The 18313-nt window shown below is 69.9% G+C and carries 16 protein-coding genes; 14 read left to right on the plus strand and 2 right to left on the minus strand.

Annotated features, from left to right (window positions below; all coding sequences use genetic code 11):
- Nucleotides 1-49: 49 nt before the first annotated feature.
- The gene (locus ABZS64_RS19005; protein ID WP_355830511.1) at nucleotides 50-1876 is read right to left on the minus strand and encodes a hypothetical protein; all 1827 of its coding nucleotides are present in this window, start codon (nucleotides 1874-1876) and stop codon (nucleotides 50-52) included.
- A gap of 283 nt (nucleotides 1877-2159) precedes the next feature.
- Between ABZS64_RS19005 and rplU the strand changes: the two genes are divergently transcribed.
- The 11 genes from rplU to ABZS64_RS19060 all read left to right on the plus strand — a co-directional run bounded on the left by rplU (nucleotide 2160) and on the right by ABZS64_RS19060 (nucleotide 15802).
- Nucleotides 2160-2480, plus strand: coding sequence for a 50S ribosomal protein L21 (gene rplU / locus ABZS64_RS19010; RefSeq protein ID WP_147986440.1), 321 nt, complete (start codon nucleotides 2160-2162; stop codon nucleotides 2478-2480).
- 14 nt (nucleotides 2481-2494) lie between these two features.
- The gene (rpmA, locus tag ABZS64_RS19015) at nucleotides 2495-2749 is read left to right on the plus strand and encodes a 50S ribosomal protein L27 (RefSeq protein ID WP_142217134.1); all 255 of its coding nucleotides are present in this window, start codon (nucleotides 2495-2497) and stop codon (nucleotides 2747-2749) included.
- Nucleotides 2750-2870: 121 nt separating this feature from the next.
- A complete protein-coding gene (gene obgE / locus ABZS64_RS19020) occupies nucleotides 2871-4307 on the plus strand; it encodes a GTPase ObgE (RefSeq protein ID WP_355830516.1) in 1437 nt (478 codons plus the stop codon).
- Nucleotides 4308-4455: 148 nt separating this feature from the next.
- Nucleotides 4456-6516, plus strand: a complete 2061-nt coding sequence (locus ABZS64_RS19025; protein WP_355830519.1) for a glycosyltransferase family 4 protein — start codon at nucleotides 4456-4458, stop codon at nucleotides 6514-6516.
- Nucleotides 6517-6705: 189 nt separating this feature from the next.
- Entirely contained in the window at nucleotides 6706-8205 is a 1500-nt protein-coding gene (locus ABZS64_RS19030) for a bifunctional cytidylyltransferase/SDR family oxidoreductase (protein ID WP_355830522.1), read from the plus strand.
- A gap of 115 nt (nucleotides 8206-8320) precedes the next feature.
- Entirely contained in the window at nucleotides 8321-10429 is a 2109-nt protein-coding gene (locus ABZS64_RS19035) for a hypothetical protein (protein WP_355830525.1), read from the plus strand.
- Nucleotides 10430-10749: 320 nt separating this feature from the next.
- Nucleotides 10750-11877, plus strand: coding sequence for a glutamate 5-kinase (gene proB / locus ABZS64_RS19040; RefSeq protein ID WP_355830528.1), 1128 nt, complete (start codon nucleotides 10750-10752; stop codon nucleotides 11875-11877).
- A 132-nt stretch (nucleotides 11878-12009) separates the two neighbouring features.
- The gene (locus ABZS64_RS19045) at nucleotides 12010-12528 is read left to right on the plus strand and encodes a hypothetical protein (RefSeq protein WP_355830530.1); all 519 of its coding nucleotides are present in this window, start codon (nucleotides 12010-12012) and stop codon (nucleotides 12526-12528) included.
- A gap of 74 nt (nucleotides 12529-12602) precedes the next feature.
- Complete coding sequence (locus tag ABZS64_RS19050) at nucleotides 12603-13895, plus strand: glutamate-5-semialdehyde dehydrogenase (RefSeq protein WP_355830533.1); 1293 nt, start codon at nucleotides 12603-12605, stop codon at nucleotides 13893-13895.
- A 78-nt stretch (nucleotides 13896-13973) separates the two neighbouring features.
- Nucleotides 13974-14591 carry a hypothetical protein gene (locus ABZS64_RS19055; RefSeq protein ID WP_355830536.1) on the plus strand — a complete coding sequence of 206 codons (618 nt, stop codon included), beginning with the start codon at nucleotides 13974-13976 and terminating at the stop codon, nucleotides 14589-14591.
- Between the two features lie 134 nt (nucleotides 14592-14725).
- Complete coding sequence (locus tag ABZS64_RS19060; protein ID WP_355830539.1) at nucleotides 14726-15802, plus strand: hypothetical protein; 1077 nt, start codon at nucleotides 14726-14728, stop codon at nucleotides 15800-15802.
- Nucleotides 15803-15934: 132 nt separating this feature from the next.
- Here the strand turns inward: ABZS64_RS19060 and ABZS64_RS19065 are convergent, their stop codons facing one another.
- Nucleotides 15935-17062 (minus strand): M48 family metallopeptidase, encoded by a 1128-nt coding sequence (locus tag ABZS64_RS19065; protein WP_355830542.1) that lies wholly within the window; start codon nucleotides 17060-17062, stop codon nucleotides 15935-15937.
- A 118-nt stretch (nucleotides 17063-17180) separates the two neighbouring features.
- Between ABZS64_RS19065 and ABZS64_RS19070 the strand changes: the two genes are divergently transcribed.
- The 3 genes from ABZS64_RS19070 to nadD all read left to right on the plus strand — a co-directional run bounded on the left by ABZS64_RS19070 (nucleotide 17181) and on the right by nadD (nucleotide 18311).
- Nucleotides 17181-17345 carry a hypothetical protein gene (locus ABZS64_RS19070; RefSeq protein WP_355830545.1) on the plus strand — a complete coding sequence of 55 codons (165 nt, stop codon included), beginning with the start codon at nucleotides 17181-17183 and terminating at the stop codon, nucleotides 17343-17345.
- A 113-nt stretch (nucleotides 17346-17458) separates the two neighbouring features.
- Nucleotides 17459-17620: a hypothetical protein gene (locus tag ABZS64_RS19075; RefSeq protein WP_186357104.1), complete on the plus strand. Its 162-nt coding sequence runs from the start codon at nucleotides 17459-17461 to the stop codon at nucleotides 17618-17620.
- Nucleotides 17621-17687: 67 nt separating this feature from the next.
- Entirely contained in the window at nucleotides 17688-18311 is a 624-nt protein-coding gene (nadD, locus tag ABZS64_RS19080) for a nicotinate-nucleotide adenylyltransferase (protein WP_355830549.1), read from the plus strand.
- The last annotated feature ends 2 nt before the right edge of the window (nucleotides 18312-18313 follow it).

The following is an 18313-nucleotide window of genomic DNA, read 5'->3' on the forward strand; positions in this document are numbered from 1 at the left end:
GCCTTCCGGTGCGCTGCTTCGCCCGGCGAGCATACGACCCGCCGCGGGCTCATGACCCCTGGGCCCGGGCCTTGCGCAGCTGGAGCGCCAGGTACACGGCGACCGCCGTCGGGACGATGGTGCGGTACCAGCTCACATCCGGGGACCACCAGGCGTACGCCGCCGCGGGGACCAGGATCACCAGGCCCACGATGCGCAGGCCCCACCAGCGTCTCGGGCGAGGGACGGGCAGGGCGGGGGTGCCCAGATCCGTCGACATGGTGTCGCGGATGCCCTTGAACACCCCGCGTTTGGCGAGGAGTTGGGCTCCGGGCACGCCGTCCAGGATCTCGTCGCGCTCGCCGAAGCCGTCCGGGAGCGGGGGCAGGCCGAGCGCTGCCACCAGCTCCGACTGCCGCTGGGCCGGGCTGTTGGTGCCGCGCAGCAGGGTGACCAGCGGGCGCGGGTCCACCGCGGGGAAGACGGCGGCGAGGGCCTGCGCGGTGGCGGTGGCCTCGGCGTGGTCGGTGACCGGGGCGGCAGGGTCCCACAGATGGGAGGCGCGCGCCTTGCCCTTGTGGAACAGCGTGAAGCCGCAGCGGCCGGCGGTCCGGCGCAGCACGAGGGCCGGCCACTTCTCGCCGGTGGTGAAGTTGTCGGCGGCCGCCGTCAGCATCTCCTCGCCCGCCGCGAGGCTCGCGCGTCTGCCGGGGGACGCGTCGGGGACGAGTTCGACGTAGCTCATTCCCGTCGCCGACGGGGCGGGGGCGATCCGGAGCGAGACACCGCACATCAGGGCCGCCTCGGCGACCTGGTGGGGCCGGGCCGCGGCTATCGCGAGCGAGCGCGGCGCCGGGACACCGGGCACGGGAGCCGCCGGTCCGGCGGGCTGCGGCGGGCGGCCGAAGAACGGGGTCTGCGACGCGACCTGCATCCGTACGCCGAGACGGAACTCCAGGAACTCCTTGCGGCTGTCACCGAGGTACGCCCAGGGGAACTCGGTGGCGTACCCGCCGATCGCCCGGAAGACCTCGAGGGCCTCGCTCCAGCGCTCCGCGAAGATCAGCATCAGGGCCAGGTGGTTGCGGAACCCGGCGGCCTCGGGGTCGCCCGGCTCGTACCAGCCCGACAGCCCCAGGGCCCGGGTGACGGCGGCCCCGACGCGGGCGCGGTCGATCGGGCCGTCCTCGGTGGAGTCGTCGGACACCACCTCGTACTCCACGGCGGCCAGCAGCGGCAGCGCGTGCAGTTTGGAGCCGGGCAGCGCCCCTTCGGCGGCCTGCTCGGCGAAGGCGAACATCTCCTCGTGCGAGCCGTACCACTTGTCGCACAGGTACTGCAGGGCCGTGGCATGGCAGCCGTAGTGGTGCGGCGCACGGGCGACGGCTTCCGCCCAGTACGCGTCGAACACATCGCGCGGCGCCTGGATGCCGCGTGCATGGGTGAGGGCGACCTCCCACGGCACCGGGTCGGTGGGGTTCAGCTCGGCCGCCGCCGCGATCACCGGAACGGCATCCTCAAGGAGCGTGAAGAAGGCCCGGAACTGGTCCTCGGACACATGCCGGGCGCGGTAGCCGGTCCGTATCTCCCAGGCCTGCTGGATGCACAGGTCGGCCTTCACCAGCATCGCGTCGGGATCCTCGGGCGACGACGCGAGCCAGCCCTCCAGCCAGCCCGGGCTGTGCAGCGCGCACTCGGCGAGCTCCGAGACGCACACACTGCGCCGCTCCCACTGCGCGCCGAGCCGGGTCTCGGCGAGCAGCTCGCGGGCGGGCGCGGCATCGCCGCTCGCGGCGGCGGCCAGGGCGGCACGCAGGGCGGGGTCGGCCACGGCGCCGACGGTGACGGCCTCGTCGGGCGGCAGATCCGCGCCCACGGCAGAGCCGTGGCGGAGCATACGAGGCATGGTGATCAAGGAGCGCAGGGACACGAGCTGATATTGAACAGGCCCCGGCGACCATCCACCAGGGATTGACGGTGCGTACCCGGTTTGACCCCCTGGGGCGGGCCCCGTAACCTTGACCCTCGGCGTGTTTCCATGCGCGCCCACCCCTGAGCAACTCCCTCCCGACGGCTTCGCCGGTCGGAAGAGGCCGCTCATCCTTCCGGATCGTCACGGGCCCCGGCCCGTGCGAGCGGCTGGCTTCAGGGGGCCCGTTCCGAGCGAGAGAGAGATCCGCGTGTACGCCATCGTGCGCAGCGGTGGTCGCCAGCACAAGGTTGCTGTCGGCGACATCGTTGAGGTTGACAAGATTTCCACTGCCCAGGTTGGCGACACGGTCGAGCTCTCGACCCTGCTCGTTGTCGACGGCGACGCCGTGACCAGCGACCCGTGGGTGCTGGCCGGTATCAAGGTCACGGCCGAGGTCGTGGACCACCACAAGGGCGCGAAGATCGACATCCTTCGCTACAAGAACAAGACCGGCTACCGCCGTCGCCAGGGTCACCGCCAGCAGTACACGGCGATCAAGGTCACCGGCATCCCCGCGGCTGCGAAGTAAGGGACTGAGGAGAGATGGCACACAAGAAGGGCGCATCGTCCACTCGGAACGGGCGCGACTCCAATGCTCAGCGGCTCGGCGTGAAGCGCTTCGGCGGTCAGGTCGTCAACGCCGGTGAGATCCTGGTCCGCCAGCGCGGCACCCACTTCCACCCGGGCAACGGCGTCGGCCGTGGCAAGGACGACACGCTGTTCGCGCTTGACGCCGGCGCGGTGGAGTTCGGTACTCGCCGTGGCCGCAAGGTCGTGAACATCGTTCCGGTCGCCTGAATCAGGCACCCGTAGAGCGGTTTCTTTGCGAGGGCGGACCTCGCTTCCCGTTGATCGGGAAGCGGGTCCGCCTTTCGCTTGTTACCCAAGAGACATTCCGTACTTAACTGGAGGCACACCCATGACCACCTTCGTGGACCGCGTCGAGCTGCATGCCGCCGCGGGTAACGGAGGCCACGGCTGCGCCTCCGTTCACCGGGAGAAGTTCAAGCCGCTCGGCGGCCCCGACGGCGGCAACGGCGGCCGCGGCGGTGACGTCGTCCTGGTCGTCGACCAGTCGGTGACGACGCTGCTCGACTACCACCACAGCCCGCACCGCAGGGCCACCAACGGCCAGCCCGGCGCCGGTGACAACCGCTCAGGCAAGGACGGCCAGGACCTGGTCCTGCCCGTGCCCGACGGCACCGTCGTCCTCGACAAGCAGGGCAACGTGCTCGCCGACCTGGTCGGCCAGGGCACCACCTTCATCGCCGGACAGGGCGGCCGCGGCGGCCTCGGCAACGCCGCGCTGGCCTCCGCACGCCGCAAGGCGCCCGGCTTCGCGCTGCTCGGCGAGCCCGGCGAGGCCCGTGACGTGGTCATGGAGCTCAAGACCGTCGCCGATGTGGCCCTCGTCGGCTACCCGAGCGCCGGCAAGTCCTCGCTGATCTCGGTGCTCAGCGCGGCCAAGCCGAAGATCGCGGACTATCCCTTCACCACGCTCGTACCGAACCTGGGTGTGGTCACCGCCGGGTCGACCGTCTACACCATCGCGGACGTCCCCGGCCTGATCCCCGGGGCCAGCCAGGGGCGCGGCCTCGGCCTCGAGTTCCTGCGCCATGTCGAGCGCTGCTCGGTGCTCGTGCATGTCCTGGACACCGCGACGCTGGAGTCCGACCGCGACCCGGTCTCCGACCTCGATGTGATCGAGGAGGAGCTGCGGCAGTACGGCGGTCTCGACGACCGTCCCCGCATCGTCGTCCTCAACAAGATCGACATCCCGGACGGCCAGGACCTCGCCGACATGATCCGTCCGGACCTTGAGGCGCGCGGCTACCAGGTCTTCGAGGCCTCGGCGGTGGCTCGTACGGGCCTGAAGGAGCTCTCCTTCGCGCTCGCCGACATCGTCGCCAAGGCGCGCGCGGCCAAGCCGGTGGAGGAGGCGACCCGAATCGTCATCCGCCCGAAGGCGGTCGACGACGCGGGCTTCACGGTGGTCCAGGAGGAGGACGGCCTCTTCCGGGTACGCGGCGAGAAGCCGGAGCGCTGGGTCCGTCAGACCGACTTCAGCAACGACGAGGCCGTCGGCTACCTCGCCGACCGCCTCAACCGCCTCGGTGTCGAGGAGCAGCTGATGAAGGCCGGTGCCCGCACGGGCGACGGCGTGGCCATCGGCCCCGAGGACAACGCGGTCGTCTTCGACTGGGAGCCCACGATGATGGCGGGCGCGGAGATGCTCGGCCGCCGCGGCGAGGACCACCGCCTGGAGGCCCCGCGCCCCGCGGCCCAGCGCCGCCGGGACCGGGATGCGGAACGGGACGACGCGCAGCGGGAGTACGACGAGTTCGACCCGTTCTAAGGGTTCGTCCTCAATCGCAGGACGGGCTCGGAAACCCGGGCCCGTCCGATTCGCTCCAATGCGTGAAGCGGCACAACCTCCCGCCCCCAATGACCGTCTTGTACGCGGGGGTGGGGCGTATCGCCCCGGCACACTGAACGGAGCGTCGATGAAGATTTCCTTCCTCATCCACACGATTTACGGCATCGGCGGGACCATCCGCACCACGCTGAACCTCGCCGAGGAACTCGCCGACCGGCATGAGGTGGAAATCGTCTCGGTCTTCCGGCACCGGGACGACCCGATCTTCGCCATCGACCCGCGCGTCACCGTCGTACCCCTCGTCGACACCCGTCCCAGCTCCCCGACGAACGAGACGAAGCACCCGCTCCAGCTGGAGCCCGCCGAGCTCATGCCCCGGTCCGAGGCCCGCTACAAGGAGTACAGCAAGCTCACCGACGAGCGCGTACAGGCCCACTACGCCCGCTCCGACGCCGACGTGATCATCGGGACCCGGCCCGGACTCGTCGCGTACGTCGCGCAGTTCGCCCCGCAGAGCGCCGTGCTCATCGGGCAGGAGCACATGACGCACAACCATCACAAGCCCGAGCTGCGCGCCGAGATGTACGACCATCTCGCGAGGCTCGACGCGTTTGTGACGGTGTCCGAGGGCGACGCAGCCTCCTACCGCGAGCAGATGCCGCTGCCCGACACCCGAGTGCTGGCCATCCCCAACAGCGTGCCCGAACCGATGGTCCAGCCCTCCGACACCTCGGGGACGACCGTCGTGGCGGCGGGACGGCTGGCCTCGGAGAAGCAGTACCAGGTGCTCATCGAGGCCTTCGGCAAGGTCGTCGCCGTACGGCCCGAGTGGACGCTGCGGATCTGCGGCTGGGGCAACCAGAAGGACCGGCTCCGCAGACGCATCGACGAGCTGGGCCTGTACAACAGCGTCCAACTCATGGGCCCCCGCTCGCCCATCGAGCCGGAGTGGGTCAAGGGCGCGATCGCCGTCTCCACCTCCCGGCACGAATCCTTCGGCATGACGCTAGTGGAGGCCATGCGCTGCGGTCTGCCGGTGGTCAGCACCGACTGCGACTACGGCCCGCGGGAGATCATCGAGGACGGTGTCGACGGACTGCTCGTCCCTGTCGGTGACGTCGACGCCATCGCCGACGCCCTGCTGAAGCTCATCGACGACGAGGAGCTGCGCCGCAGGATGGGCGCCGCCGCGCTGCGCAATGCGCGCCGGTTCGCCCCGGGCCCGGTCGCCAAGCAGTACGAGGAGCTCTTCGCGGAGCTGGGCGCTGCCTCGGCATCGCGCGCCCGCGTCGGGCCCATCGCCCCGGCCGCGGAGGACGGCGATCAGTTCACCCCCCTCGCGGACTGTGTCGTCGCACAGGACGGCGCGCTGACGGTCACTCTGATCCCCGGCGGCGGCCGGAGCCTCGGCCGCGGCACCGAGCTGCACCTGGTGTGTACGCATGCGGACGCGGCCGTCGAGCCGCGCCGCTTCGCCTTCGACGCGGAGGGGCGGGCGACGGTGCCCGCCGGCGCGGAGTTCCCCGAAGGCGTCTGGACCTGCCGGGTCGAGCTGCCGGACGGCGAGCGGGTCGCGCCGGCGACCCGGGCCGTCGACCAGCGCGGATCGATGCACGTCGCGGGCCGCACGCCCGCCGCCGGGCCGGTCCGCAATCTCGTCCCGTATGTGAAGCAGGGAGTGCTCTCCCTGCGGTCCTGGGTCAGGCCGGTCCACGCCGAGGTCGGCGAGATCCGGCTCACGCGGCAGGAGATCACCATCTCCGGGCGGCTGTTCGCCCTGGGCACGGCAGCGAAAGACCTCGTCCTGTTGCTGCGCCGCCGCGGCAAGGTCCCCGCCGAGCTGACGTTCCCGGCCGACCGTGACGGAAGCCATGGCTTCCGTGTCACCTTCCCCTCCGCGGCTCCCGCGGACTGTCAGGCGGATGTGCACGAGGTCTGGGACCTGTGGCTGCGGTACGCGCCCGACGCGGAGCCGGTCCGGCTCGCCCGGGTCCTGGACGACGTCGTGGAGAAGGGCTCCCTTTTCCCGTATCCCGGCCTTGACCTGCGCAAGAAGCGCCCTCTGGGGACGCTGCGCGCGGTGGCCCGCAAGCTCGTCGGCAAGCCGCAGGAGCGGGTCACGGTCAAGGTCTTCTACAGCGCCGCCAACGAGCTCGTACTGAACGTTGTCGACAAGCCGATCAAGTAACTGTGCGCACCCGTGACATCTGTGGTTTCAGTCACCCGGAGCCCGCGCCGGGACCCAGCAGTACCCCCTGGCCACGGGGTGAACGCCCGGTTTCGCGAAGGTGTGGGGTGCTTGGCCTCCGCCTTGCGAGACGGTCACGGAGAGTGCGACCATCAGCCCGTCCCCCATTCATCGCAAGGTAGGTCGTCTGTGTCTGTGCCGCACGTAGCCAAGCCCCGCACTACAGCCGTTGTGCTCGCCGGTGGTACCGGTCAGAGAGTGGGACTGGCGATCCCGAAGCAGCTGCTGAAGATTGCCGGCAAGGCCGTCATCGAGCACACACTGTCGATCTTCGAGCAGGCGGAGTCCGTCGACAACGTCATCGTGCTGATGGCGCCGGGTTTTGTGCCCGACGTGGAGCGGATCGTCGCCAAGGCCGGGCTCACCAAGGTCACCAAGGTGATCGAGGGCGGCGCGACCCGCAACGAGACGACCGAGCGCGCCATCGAGGCGCTCAGCGAGGGGCTCGTGGAGGGTGAGGACCCGAACGTCCTCTTCCATGACGCTGTCCGTCCGCTTCTGTCACAGCGCGTGATCCAGGACTGTGTCGACGCCCTCGACCGCTATCAGGCCGTCGATGTCGCGATCCCGTCAGCGGACACCATCATCGTGACCCGCACCCATGGCGAGGACGGCGAGTTCATCACCGACGTCCCGGACCGCTCCCGGCTGCGGCGCGGCCAGACGCCGCAGGCCTTCAAGCTCTCCACCATCCGGCGGGCCTACGAGATCGCGGTCGGCGACCCGAACTTCCAGGCGACCGACGACTGCAGCGTGGTCCTCAAGTACCTGCCCGATGTGCCGATCTACGTGGTCGCGGGCGACGAGTACAACATGAAGGTGACGCAGCCGGTCGACGTCTTCATCGCCGACAAGCTCTTCCAACTGGCCTCCAGCGCCGCCCCGCGCCAGGCCGACGCCGCCGCCTACCGCGAGCTGTTGACCGGCAAGACGCTGGTCGTCTTCGGTGGTTCGTACGGCATCGGCGCGGACATCTGCGCACTCGCGGAGCAGTACGGCGCCAGCGTCTATGCGCTGGGCCGCTCCACCACCGGCACCCACGTCGAGAACCCCGAGCACGTCGACGACGCTCTCTCGCGGGCGTACTCCGAGACGGGCCGTGTGGACTACGTCATCAACACGGCCGGTGTGCTGCGTATCGGCAAGCTGGCCGAGACCGACAACAGCACCATCCAGGAAGCGCTGAACGTCAATTATCTGGCGCCTGTCCAGATTGCCCGTGCCTCGTACAAATACCTGGCGGAAACCAAGGGCCAGCTGCTGCTCTACACCTCCTCCAGTTACACGCGCGGCCGCGCCGAATACAGCCTTTACTCGTCCACGAAGGCAGCCATGGTGAATCTCACCCAGGCCCTCTCGGACGAATGGGCGGGCGAGGGAATTCGAGTGAATTGCGTCAATCCGGAGCGCACGGCCACCCCGATGCGGACGAAGGCGTTCGGTGCGGAGCCGGAGGGCTCGCTGCTCTCCTCCGAGGCCGTGGCCAGGACCTCTCTGGACGTGCTGCTGTCCGAGCTGACCGGCCATGTGATCGATGTGCGACAGCAGGATCCGACGCGCGAGGCGAGTGAAGCATCGGGCTTCGAGCAGGCGCTCGCCGCGGTTCTGGACGTCCAGGAAGATGTGTAACACTCCTGCAATGATCAATGGTTAAAGTATTTTACGGGCTCGAATATGTGAAGATCCGCCTTCACATATTCACGCCAAACGTGAATCAACCGGCACCCCTTGGAGCAGGTTCTTCGTGATTTCGACCGCCATTCGCCTGGCACGTGTCGGCAGCCTCTCAGAGCTGACCGCGGCAGCCCTGATGGGACTCGGCTATCCGTGCGTCATGATCGCCGCACTGATCCCGAACATCTGGTTCTTCACGGCTGCCGGTGCCGTGACCTACGCAGCGGACTGGTACCTGCACCAGAAGGGCAGCTACCTGATCAACCGCCTCAACAAGGTCCGGGTCGGCCTGCCTATCCGCTTCCTGCTGCGTCAGCTGCTGCTGGTCCTGCTGCTGGCTCGCGAGAGCCTGGCGGAGACCCCACTGTTCTACGCCGCGGTCGCGGGATTCCTGATCTTCTACGGTCTCCAGGCGCCGCAGGGAGCCCTGGCGACCCTGATCCGGCTGCGCCGCACCATGCCCGTCGTCACGCGCAACGTCGACCTCCACGCCGTACGCATCCCGGACGCCCCGCCGAACGCGCTGCTGCGCCGCTCCGGCGAGAAGATGCTCCACCTCGACATCCCGGCCATGGCCGGTGTGCTGATCGCCGCCGGGAGCGGCAAGGACGCCATCGGATACGCGGGCGTCGCCGCCACCCTCGCCCTCGGACTGGTCTACACGGCCGTCCTCGTGCCGTTCCTGCGCCGCAAGCGCCGGGTCCCGGGCGCGCCCACCGTGCTCAAGGCCGTGGGCGCCTGGCTGCGTGAGTACCAGCCCACCGTCGTCCTGTACTTCTCCGGCTCCGACGAGTCCGCGTACCAGGTCAACATGTGGCTCGAGACGCTGGAGCAGATCGAAGGCCGGCCGCTGATCATCATGCGCGAGCGCAACCTGGTGCCGAAGCTCGCGGCGACCGCGGTGCCGGTCATCTGTGTGCCCGGCGGCATGCATCTGATGAACCTCGAGCTGTCGACCGTCCGCGTCGCGCTGTACCCGGCCAACGTCGGCAAGAACATCCACATCCTGCGCGTACCGACCATGAAGCACGTCTTCATCGGCCACGGCGACAGCGACAAGCTCGCCAGCGTCAACCCCTTCTCCAAGGTGTACGACGAGGTGTGGACCGCGGGCCGCGCGGGCCGCGACCGCTATGCGCTGGCCGACGTCGGCGTGCGAGACGAGGACATCGTCGAGGTGGGCCGCCCGCAGCTGGCCCCCATCAAGACCTGGACCGGCACGCCGAAGAACCCCATCCCGACGGTGCTGTACGCCCCCACCTGGGAAGGCTGGGACGACAACCCGGGCAACACCTCCCTGCTGCTGGCCGGCGAGAACATCGTCCGGCGGCTGCTGGAGGCCGAGAAGCCGGTGCGCGTCATCTACAAGCCGCACCCCTTCACCGGCATCCGCAACAAGAAGGCCCTGGCCGTCCACCAGCGCATCACCGCGATGGTGCGCGCCGCGGCCGCCGAGCGCTCTGTCGACCCGCGCTGGGCCGCTGAAGCCGCGGCCGCGCAGGCGGACCAGGCCGAGGCGAAGGCCGAACTGACCCGTATCCAGGCCCGGTTGGCCGAGCTCACCAAGCCGGGCCGCGCGGGCGGGGACGAGTCGGAGGAGTCGCGGGTCTCGCTCGCCGACCCGGAGCGCCTGGCCGGGATCAAGAGGCTGCGGGCGGAGTGGAACGAGGCGTACTGGAGCTCCTGCGGCTGGTGGGAGCACCGGGTCGTCACGGGCTCCGAGCCGAAGCTGTACGACTGCTTCAACGAGGCCGACGGCATGGTCTCCGACATCTCCAGCGTGGTCTCGGACTTCATCGCGAGCGGCAAGCCGTACGCCGTGACCGACTCCGCCGAGCTGGGCATCGAGGAGTTCAGGCGGCAGAACACCGCCGTACGGGCCGCGGTCATCCTCTCCAACAGCGCGGAGGAGCTTGGCGAGCTGCTCGAAGCGGTCGCGGACCCGTCCGGCGACAAGCTGGCGGACGCCCGGCGTGAGCTCAAGACGTATCTGCTCGGCCCCGACGAGCCCACCTCGATCGAGCAGTTCAACTCGGCGGTACGGGCGCTGACGGCCAAGGCCGAGGCGCGCAACGCCGGTGTGGAGCAGCGCATCGGGGGGCAGTTCCTGGGCGAGCTCGACCGCGAGTCCGACAGCGGTGCCGAGACCAACGGCGCCGAGGCGCCCGTCGCCCACTGACGCGTTCGAGCAGAGCTTCCACGGCCCGGAAGGCCGCCCCTCGCGGGCGGGTTTCCGGGCCGTGTCGCATCCGACACACGGGTGACACAGGCGCAGGACACCAACCGGCGGCGGCTCACTGCGTAGCATCCGCGCGGCCGGATCTGCTGAAGGAGGCACTGCTCGCGCCCGAAGCGCCGCGGCGGAAGGTGTCCTTCACCCGGCGAGTGGTGCGGCGGCTGCGCAGGGAGCTGAGGAAAAAGCGGCTGAGGCCGGGGCGGGCTGTCCAGCGCGTGAAATGACCGAGCACCCATCGCGCCCACTGGCATAGATTCGACTGTGTGACAGTGGCAAGACAGCAGGTAACTCAGGCCCGCAGGATCGTCGTCAAGGTCGGCTCGTCCTCGCTGACCACCGCATCCGGCGGGCTCGACGCCGACCGCGTCGACGCCCTCGTCGACGTGCTCGCCAAGGTCCGCAGCGGCGGTGAGAAGGAGATAGTGCTGGTCTCGTCCGGCGCCATCGCCGCGGGCCTCGCACCGCTGGGCCTGGCCCGCCGCCCCAAGGACCTGGCCCGCCAGCAGGCGGCCGCCAGCGTCGGCCAGGGGCTGCTCGTCGCCCGCTACACCGCCTCCTTCGCGCGCTACGGCGTACGCGTCGGCCAGGTGCTCCTCACCAGCGACGACACCAGCCGCCGTGCCCACTACCGCAACGCCTACCGGACCCTGGACCAGCTGCTCGACATGGGCGCCGTCCCCGTGGTCAACGAGAACGACACCGTGGCCACGGACGAGATCCGCTTCGGCGACAACGACCGGCTCGCCGCCCTCGTCGCCCATCTCGTACGGGCCGATCTGCTGGTCCTCCTCTCCGACGTCGACGGTCTGTACGACGGGGACCCGGCCAGGCCCGGCACCTCGCGGATCGAGGAGGTGCGAGGACCGGCCGACATCGCGCACGTACAGATCGGCAGCGCAGGCAAGGCGGGCATCGGCACCGGCGGCATGGTCACCAAGGTCGAGGCCGCCAGGATCGCGGCGGCGGCGGGCGTCCCCGTCGTCCTCACCTCGGCCGTCCGCGCGGCCGACGCCCTCGCGGGCCGCGCCACCGGCACGTACTTCCACAGCACCGGACGCCGCTCGGCCGACCGGCTGCTCTGGCTCGCCCATGCCTCCACGCCGCAGGGCGCACTGACCCTGGACGACGGTGCGGTACGGGCCGTGGTGCACGGCAGGAAGTCGCTCTTGCCCGCCGGGATCGCCGCCGTCGAGGGCGAATTCAGCGCGGGCGACCCCGTAGAACTGCGCGACACCGAGGGCCGCGCCGTGGCCCGCGGGCTCGTCAACTTCGACGCCAAGGAGATCCCGCAGCTGCTCGGCCGCTCCACCCGGGACCTCGCCGAGGAGCTCGGCCCGGCGTACGAGCGTGAAGTCGTACACAGAGACGATCTGGTCGTCCTGCACCCCTGAATCGGCTGAAAGTCCCGTCTTCTGTCGGAGACCTTCCCCAAAAGCGCCCCACGTGCCGTCCCGGGCTGGTCAACTTTGTTGCGGAGGAATGGCGGGGTACAGCAACACGACACATGCAACAGGAGGCCGCCGGTGAGACGAGCGCGCCCAGGGGATGTGCCCCGCGGGTCGGGGGGCATCCCTCACGCCCGAAGGGCCGTGGGCGAGGAACGAGCCCTGACCAGCGTCGGGGCGGGCCCCGACTTCGACGACGGCGAAGTGGGCCAGGAGAGTACGCCGGAGACGGACCCGCACGGCGAGGACCGTGTGCAGTCGAAGCTGTGGCACATCACGCTGAGCGTCTCCGGTGCCGAAGCCCCGCTGAAGGAGGTCCGGCGCGGTCTCGAGCAGCTCGCGCACGACCATCCCTTCCTGCTGACGAGCCGGTATGCCAACGACCACGCGGAGATCCGCTACTGGGAGGAGGCGCGGGACCTGCACGACGCGGCGGCGGTTGCCCTGCGGCTGTGGGGCGAGCACCGCTCCAGCGCCAAGCTGCCGCCGTGGGAGATCGTGGGCCTTGAGGTCATCGACCGCCAGACCTACCACCAGCGCATCGCGGAAGGGTACGGTCCGCCGCCGGCCGCCCCCGTGGGCGTACACCCCTTCTGAGGCTTCTGTCTCGCAGTTCGGGACAGGTGAGGACGCCCGCCGGGAGCCCCCTGAAAGCGCAGTACCCTGCGGGCATGACGACGTCCTCGCCGCTTTCGCCGTACGACAACCTCTCGCCCGTCACCCAGGCCGCCTACCGGGCCCGTGGTGCCGCAGCCGACCTCGCCCCGCTCCCGCGCTCCGCGAAGGACGACGCGCTGCTGGCGATCGCTGACGCCCTCGAGGTCCGTACGAGCGAGATCGTTGCCGCCAACGCCGAGGACATCGCGCGGGCCCGGGAGGCGGGCACCAGCGAGTCGATCATCGACCGGCTCACCCTGACCCCCGAGCGGGTGCGGGCGATCGCCGCCGACGTCCGGGACGTGGCCGCGCTGCCCGACCCGGTCGGCGAGGTGATCCGCGGCTCGACCCTGCCCAACGGCATCGACCTGCGCCAGGTGCGCGTCCCCCTCGGCGTCGTCGGCATCATCTACGAGGCCCGACCGAACGTCACGGTGGACGCCGCCGCGCTCTGCCTGAAGTCCGGCAACGCGGTGCTGCTGCGCGGCTCCTCCTCCGCGTACTCCTCCAACAGTGCGCTGGTGAAGGTCCTGCGGGACGCGGTCGGCGGCTCCGGCCTGCCCGCCGACGCGGTGCAGCTCGTGCCCGGCGAAAGCCGTGATTCCGTACGGGAGTTGATGCGCGCCCGCGGCCTGGTGGACGTGCTCATCCCGCGCGGCGGCGCGTCCCTGATCCGTACGGTCGTCGAGGAGTCCACCGTCCCCGTCATCGAGACCGGCACCGGCAACTGCCATGTCTACGTGGACGCGCAGACCGATATCGACATGGCCGTCGACATCCTGATCAACTCCAAGGCGCAGCGGCCGAGCGTCTGCAACTCCGCCGAGACGCTCCTGGTCCACCAGGACATCGCGGCCGAGTTCCTGCCGCGTGCCTTGGACGCCCTGGCGGAGGCCGGGGTGACCGTGCATGCCGACGAGCGGGTGCTGGAGTACGGCGACGCCACCAAGGCCACGGTCCTGGCGGCCACGGCCGAGGACTGGGAGACGGAGTACCTCTCGTACGACATCGCCGCAGCCGTCGTCGACTCGCTGGACGCGGCCGTCGCCCACATCCGGCTCTGGTCCTCCGGGCACACCGAGGCGATCGTCACCACCTCGCAGGCGGCGGCCCGCCGGTTCACCCAGCTGGTGGACTCCACGACGGTCGCTGTGAACGCGTCCACGCGTTTCACGGACGGTGGCCAGTTCGGATTTGGCGCCGAGATCGGGATCTCCACGCAGAAGCTGCACGCTCGAGGCCCGATGGGCCTGCCGGAGCTGACCTCGACGAAGTACATCGTGACAGGGGACGGTCACATTCGGTAACTGTCGCGTGGGTCACCCGAGCGGGGAGTCTTCGGACTCAGCCTGCCCAAACCGACGTGCCAGGTTTACTCTGAAGGCGTGCCGGACGACGTGGGGGGCAGGCCGTTCCCGGACGGCTGGGAGCCCGACGACGACCGCGGGGGCGCGGACGAGGACTTCGCCTCCGTGGTGTTCGACGAGGACTTCGTACGGGCCGCCGAGATCCATGAGCCGACCGCCGTCGAGCGGCTTTTGGCTGCCGCGGAGGCCCGCGCCGAGGCCGAGGCATCCCGGGCCGGATCCCGCGGCGGAGTGCCCGACGAGGAGCTCTACGACGACGGCTCAGGCCCCGCCGGACCGTACGGCCGCGAGCGGGCCTACGACGACGATGACGACGGCACGGACTTCGACGACGAGTACGCCCGGCCGTACGGCCGGCACGGCGGCGCCCTGCGCCCCTACCGCGGCAGCGCCCGCTGGCACCGCCCCGTGGCCTGGGTCCTTGCCCTGCTGATGGGTATCGGCATGGTCGCCCTCGCCTTCACGGCCGTCTACCGCGGGACCTCGGGCAACCGCCAGGACCGCGTGCCGCCGCCCGCCACGACCGGCGTCGACGCCACTCCGACCGGTGGCCCGGCGGCAGACCGGGTGGGCGGGCCCTCAGCCTCGGCGGAGTACTCCGCGCCGCCCGTTTCGGCGGATCCGCGCACCCCGTGATCACCCCCTGATCCCTCTCTGGCAAGCCCCTGATCAGGGGCTGTGCGTCCCCTTGAAAGACTGCGTGAGAACTCGTCAGACATTGTGGTGTACCAGCGCGTTTACCAGGGCCCCGGCGGACCTACCCTGAAAGTATGGCTGGGCGCGGAGACCCGCCTGAGGGGACACCCGAGGGACTCCCCGGCGGTGGTGAGGACGAGTACCGATCCGTCGTCTTCGACGAATCGTTTGTACGGGCTGCGCGGCTGCAGGAATTCTCCGCGCAGGAACGGATGGGCGAGCACGCGCGTGCTGTGCGCAGCCTCCCCGCCTGGAGCCGCCGAACCGGCTCCAAGCAGGTCCTGGTGCTCGTCATGCTCGTCGCGCTGGCCTTCGGAACCGCGATCTACCTCGGCATCCGCAACCCCTACCAGTCACTGGCCGTCAAGCAGGCCGAACCGCTGCGCATCACGATGATCCCGCTCGCCCCTCAGGGGCCCGTCCCGGGCGGCACCCCCACCGACCTCTATGCGCACAGCCCCGCCGCGAACTTCCGCATCGGAGCCTCGGGCATCAACCTGCCCGGCGCCCGGCGCACCAAGAACTTCTCCGAGAGCCAGGTCATGACGGCTCTGACCACCGCCAAGGACTACCTCGTGGAGTCCTCACTCGACCCCGAGGTCCTCACCGGCGGCGCTGTGCGGCCGGTGAGGGTGCTGCTCGACCCGGACCAGCTGGAGCAGTTCGACCGGAGCATGGCCACGCCTGCCGCCGACGGCCGCCATGCCGCCACCGGCTGGCTGGTCCGCTTCGACGCGGCGAAGGTGGCACTGGCCGACTCCCAGGTGCGGGTGCAGGGCACGCTGCGCTTCGCCGAGGCGGGGCCCGACGCCCTGGAGGTGACGTCGGACCACACCTTCGCCTATGCGCTGCGACCGGTCGGCGTGAGGGGGCCCGGAGCGGACCAGGCCTCGCTGTTCACCGTCCGGCGTGAGCTGCACTTCCGCTTCGACCGGGACGATCTGCACCAGCACCGCGCGGAGCTGCTGGTCAGCTATGTCCAGGCCGGCCCGCAGGCCTGCTCTGCGGACGCGTCCGGCACGCTGCGTCCGCTGCTCGCCGGAGAGCGGGCAACGGCGGAGGGCCCGGCGGGCACCGACCCGTATGCGACGGGCCAGGCCACCGCGGCGCTCTGCGGCTCCCTGTCCCCAGGCGCCCAGCCATCGCCGTGACGTACGGGCACTGAGCCTTCGCCGTCGGGCACGGAGCCTTCGCCGTGACCGCCGGGCGCTGAGCCCGAGCCGGATCGCCCGGCTCGGCCGTCGCTGTCACGGTCACCGCCCGGTCGTGCTCGGCCCGTGCGCTCAGCTCTCGCCCTGACCGTCCCCGGTCTCACCCGCCGGACCGCTGCCGTTGCCATCGGCGGTGCCGCTGCCTTTGGTGCCGCCCGAACCCGAGCCGCTGCTCGCTGCCGCGCCGGTGAACTTGTCCCGCAGCTTGCCGCCCAGGTCGCCCGCGCCGCCGGCTATGTCCCCGACCAGCTTCATCAGCGGATCCTTGCTGGTCCGTACCGTCTCCGCATAGTGCGAGGCGGACTCGCGGAAGGAGTCGGAGACCGAGGTGTCCTTGTCCTCCGTGCGCCGCGGGTAGTGGCCGTCCATGATCCGCTGGTAGTCGCGGCTCGCAGCCCACTTCTTGAGCTCGGCCGCGCGCACCGTGGTGAACGGGTGCGAGCGAGGGAGCACATTGAGGATCTTCAGCACGGAGTCGCGCAGGTCGCCGCCCGCCTCGTACTCCTCGGCCTGCTGGAGGAACGCGTCGACGTTCATCTCATGCAGGTGGTTGCCACCGGCGATCTTCATCAGGCCGCGCATCGACGCCTGCAGGTCCTGGCCGACCAGTAGTCCGGCGCGGTCCGCCGAGAGCTCCGACTTGCGGAACCACTCGCGCAGCGCCGTCACGATCGCCATGATCGCGACATTGCCGAGCGGGATCCACGCGATCTTCAGCGCGAGGCTGGTGAGGAACAGCAGGATCGTGCGGTAGACGGAGTGGCCGGAGAGCGCGTGGCCCACCTCGTGCCCGACGACCGCCCGCATCTCCTCCTCGTCGAGCAGCTCCACCAGCCCGGTGGTCACGACGATGATCGGCTCGTCCAGGCCGATACACATGGCATTGGGCCGCGGGTCCTGCGTGACGTACATCGCGGGGACCTTCTCCAGGTCCAGGAGGTAGCAGGCGTCCCGCAGCATGGTGTTGAGATGAGCGAACTGCGCGTCGCTCACCCGCACAGAGTCTGAGAGGAAGAGCAGTCGCAGGCTGCGCTCCGGCAGCAGTCCGCTCAACGCCTTGAAAACGGTGTCGAAGCCGCTGAGCTTGCGCAGCGCGACCAGCGCCGAGCGGTCCGCGGGATGTTCGTACGCCCGTGACGAGATGCCGGGGAAGCGCTTGCGCTGCCTGCTCGGCACGTTCTCGTGACTGCTTTCGGTCATTCAAGCCCCCTGTTGCGCCTGTTGGTGCGAGTTATGGCTCGTCCCCCTGACGGACCCAGCGTAGGTGCTGGGGCTACGGTGTGGCGGGGGCTGTGGATAACTGAGGAGTACACCCGACATGCCGGACACCGCCGCACTGCTCGCCGCCGCATCCGAGCAGCAAGGACCGGGCAATACGCTGCGCATCCTGCTGATCGCCTCGATCGCCGGAGCGGCCCTGCTCGCCTGGTTCCTGCTGCGCGGCTACCGCGGAGACGGAGCCGACGACCAGGACAACGACTGAGTCGGCGTGAGCGTGCCCGGGCGGCCCGCATACGATGTGCGCGAAGTCTCTCCGCTCCGTCGGAGGCGTCCGATTCCCGAGCTCCGACTCCTGATCGATAGGTCCTGCTGAAGATGAGCCTCACGAGCACCGCTGCCAGCCTGGTCACTCTCGCCGAAGGCGCCGAGCACGGTGGCAACCACGAAAGCCTCAGCCCCTACCTCACCGGTGGCGGCGCGCTCTTCGCCCTGCTCCTGCTGCTGTGGATCACGACTCGCTTCAACCGCGACCGCTGAGTCCGCGACCGGCGAGTGACGGATGACGAGTAGGGGCCCTTCCGTGGTGCCAGTAGGCTCTGCACGCATGGGAGAGCAGATAGTGCCTACCGGTTCCGGTTCGGGCGAGCGCCGACTCGGTGTGATGGGCGGGACATTCGACCCGATCCACCACGGACACCTGGTGGCCGCCAGCGAGGTGGCCGCCCTGTTCCACCTGGACGAGGTGGTGTTCGTGCCGACCGGGCAGCCGTGGCAGAAGACCCACAAGACGGTGTCCCCGGCCGAGGACCGCTATCTGATGACGGTCATCGCGACCGCGTCCAACCCGCAGTTCTCGGTCAGCCGCATCGACATCGACCGCGGCGGTCCCACGTACACGATCGATACGCTGCGGGACTTGCACTCCCTGAACGAGAACGCGGATCTTTTCTTCATCACCGGAGCCGACGCGCTGTCCCAGATCCTCGGCTGGCGGAACGCCGAAGAGCTGTTCTCGCTCGCCCACTTCATCGGTGTGACCCGACCCGGTCACGACCTGACGGACGACGGGCTGCCCGAGGGCGGTGTCTCCCTGGTGGAGGTTCCGGCACTGGCGATCTCCTCGACCGACTGCCGGGCGAGGGTCGCGAAGGGCGATCCGGTCTGGTACCTGGTGCCGGACGGTGTGGTGCGCTACATCGACAAGCGCCAGTTGTACCGCGGCGAGTGAGC

Origin of the sequence: Streptomyces sp. NPDC005408 (genome assembly GCF_040606445.1) — a bacterium.
GTDB lineage: Bacteria > Actinomycetota > Actinomycetes > Streptomycetales > Streptomycetaceae > Streptomyces.

Bases quoted from the DNA above. Each gene is read 5' to 3' on its own strand.
- ABZS64_RS19075 (WP_186357104.1), top strand. From the start codon at position 17,459: ATGAGCCTCACGAGCACCGCTGCCAGCCTGGTCACTCTCGCCGAAGGC.
- ABZS64_RS19060 (WP_355830539.1), top strand. From the start codon at position 14,726: ATGGCTGGGCGCGGAGACCCGCCTGAGGGGACACCCGAGGGACTCCCC.
- nadD (WP_355830549.1), top strand. From the start codon at position 17,688: ATGGGAGAGCAGATAGTGCCTACCGGTTCCGGTTCGGGCGAGCGCCGA.
- ABZS64_RS19025 (WP_355830519.1), top strand. From the start codon at position 4,456: ATGAAGATTTCCTTCCTCATCCACACGATTTACGGCATCGGCGGGACC.
- rpmA (WP_142217134.1), top strand. From the start codon at position 2,495: ATGGCACACAAGAAGGGCGCATCGTCCACTCGGAACGGGCGCGACTCC.
- ABZS64_RS19050 (WP_355830533.1), top strand. From the start codon at position 12,603: ATGACGACGTCCTCGCCGCTTTCGCCGTACGACAACCTCTCGCCCGTC.
- obgE (WP_355830516.1), top strand. From the start codon at position 2,871: ATGACCACCTTCGTGGACCGCGTCGAGCTGCATGCCGCCGCGGGTAAC.
- ABZS64_RS19065 (WP_355830542.1), bottom strand. From the start codon at position 17,062: ATGACCGAAAGCAGTCACGAGAACGTGCCGAGCAGGCAGCGCAAGCGC.
- ABZS64_RS19005 (WP_355830511.1), bottom strand. From the start codon at position 1,876: ATGCTCCGCCACGGCTCTGCCGTGGGCGCGGATCTGCCGCCCGACGAG.
- ABZS64_RS19070 (WP_355830545.1), top strand. From the start codon at position 17,181: ATGCCGGACACCGCCGCACTGCTCGCCGCCGCATCCGAGCAGCAAGGA.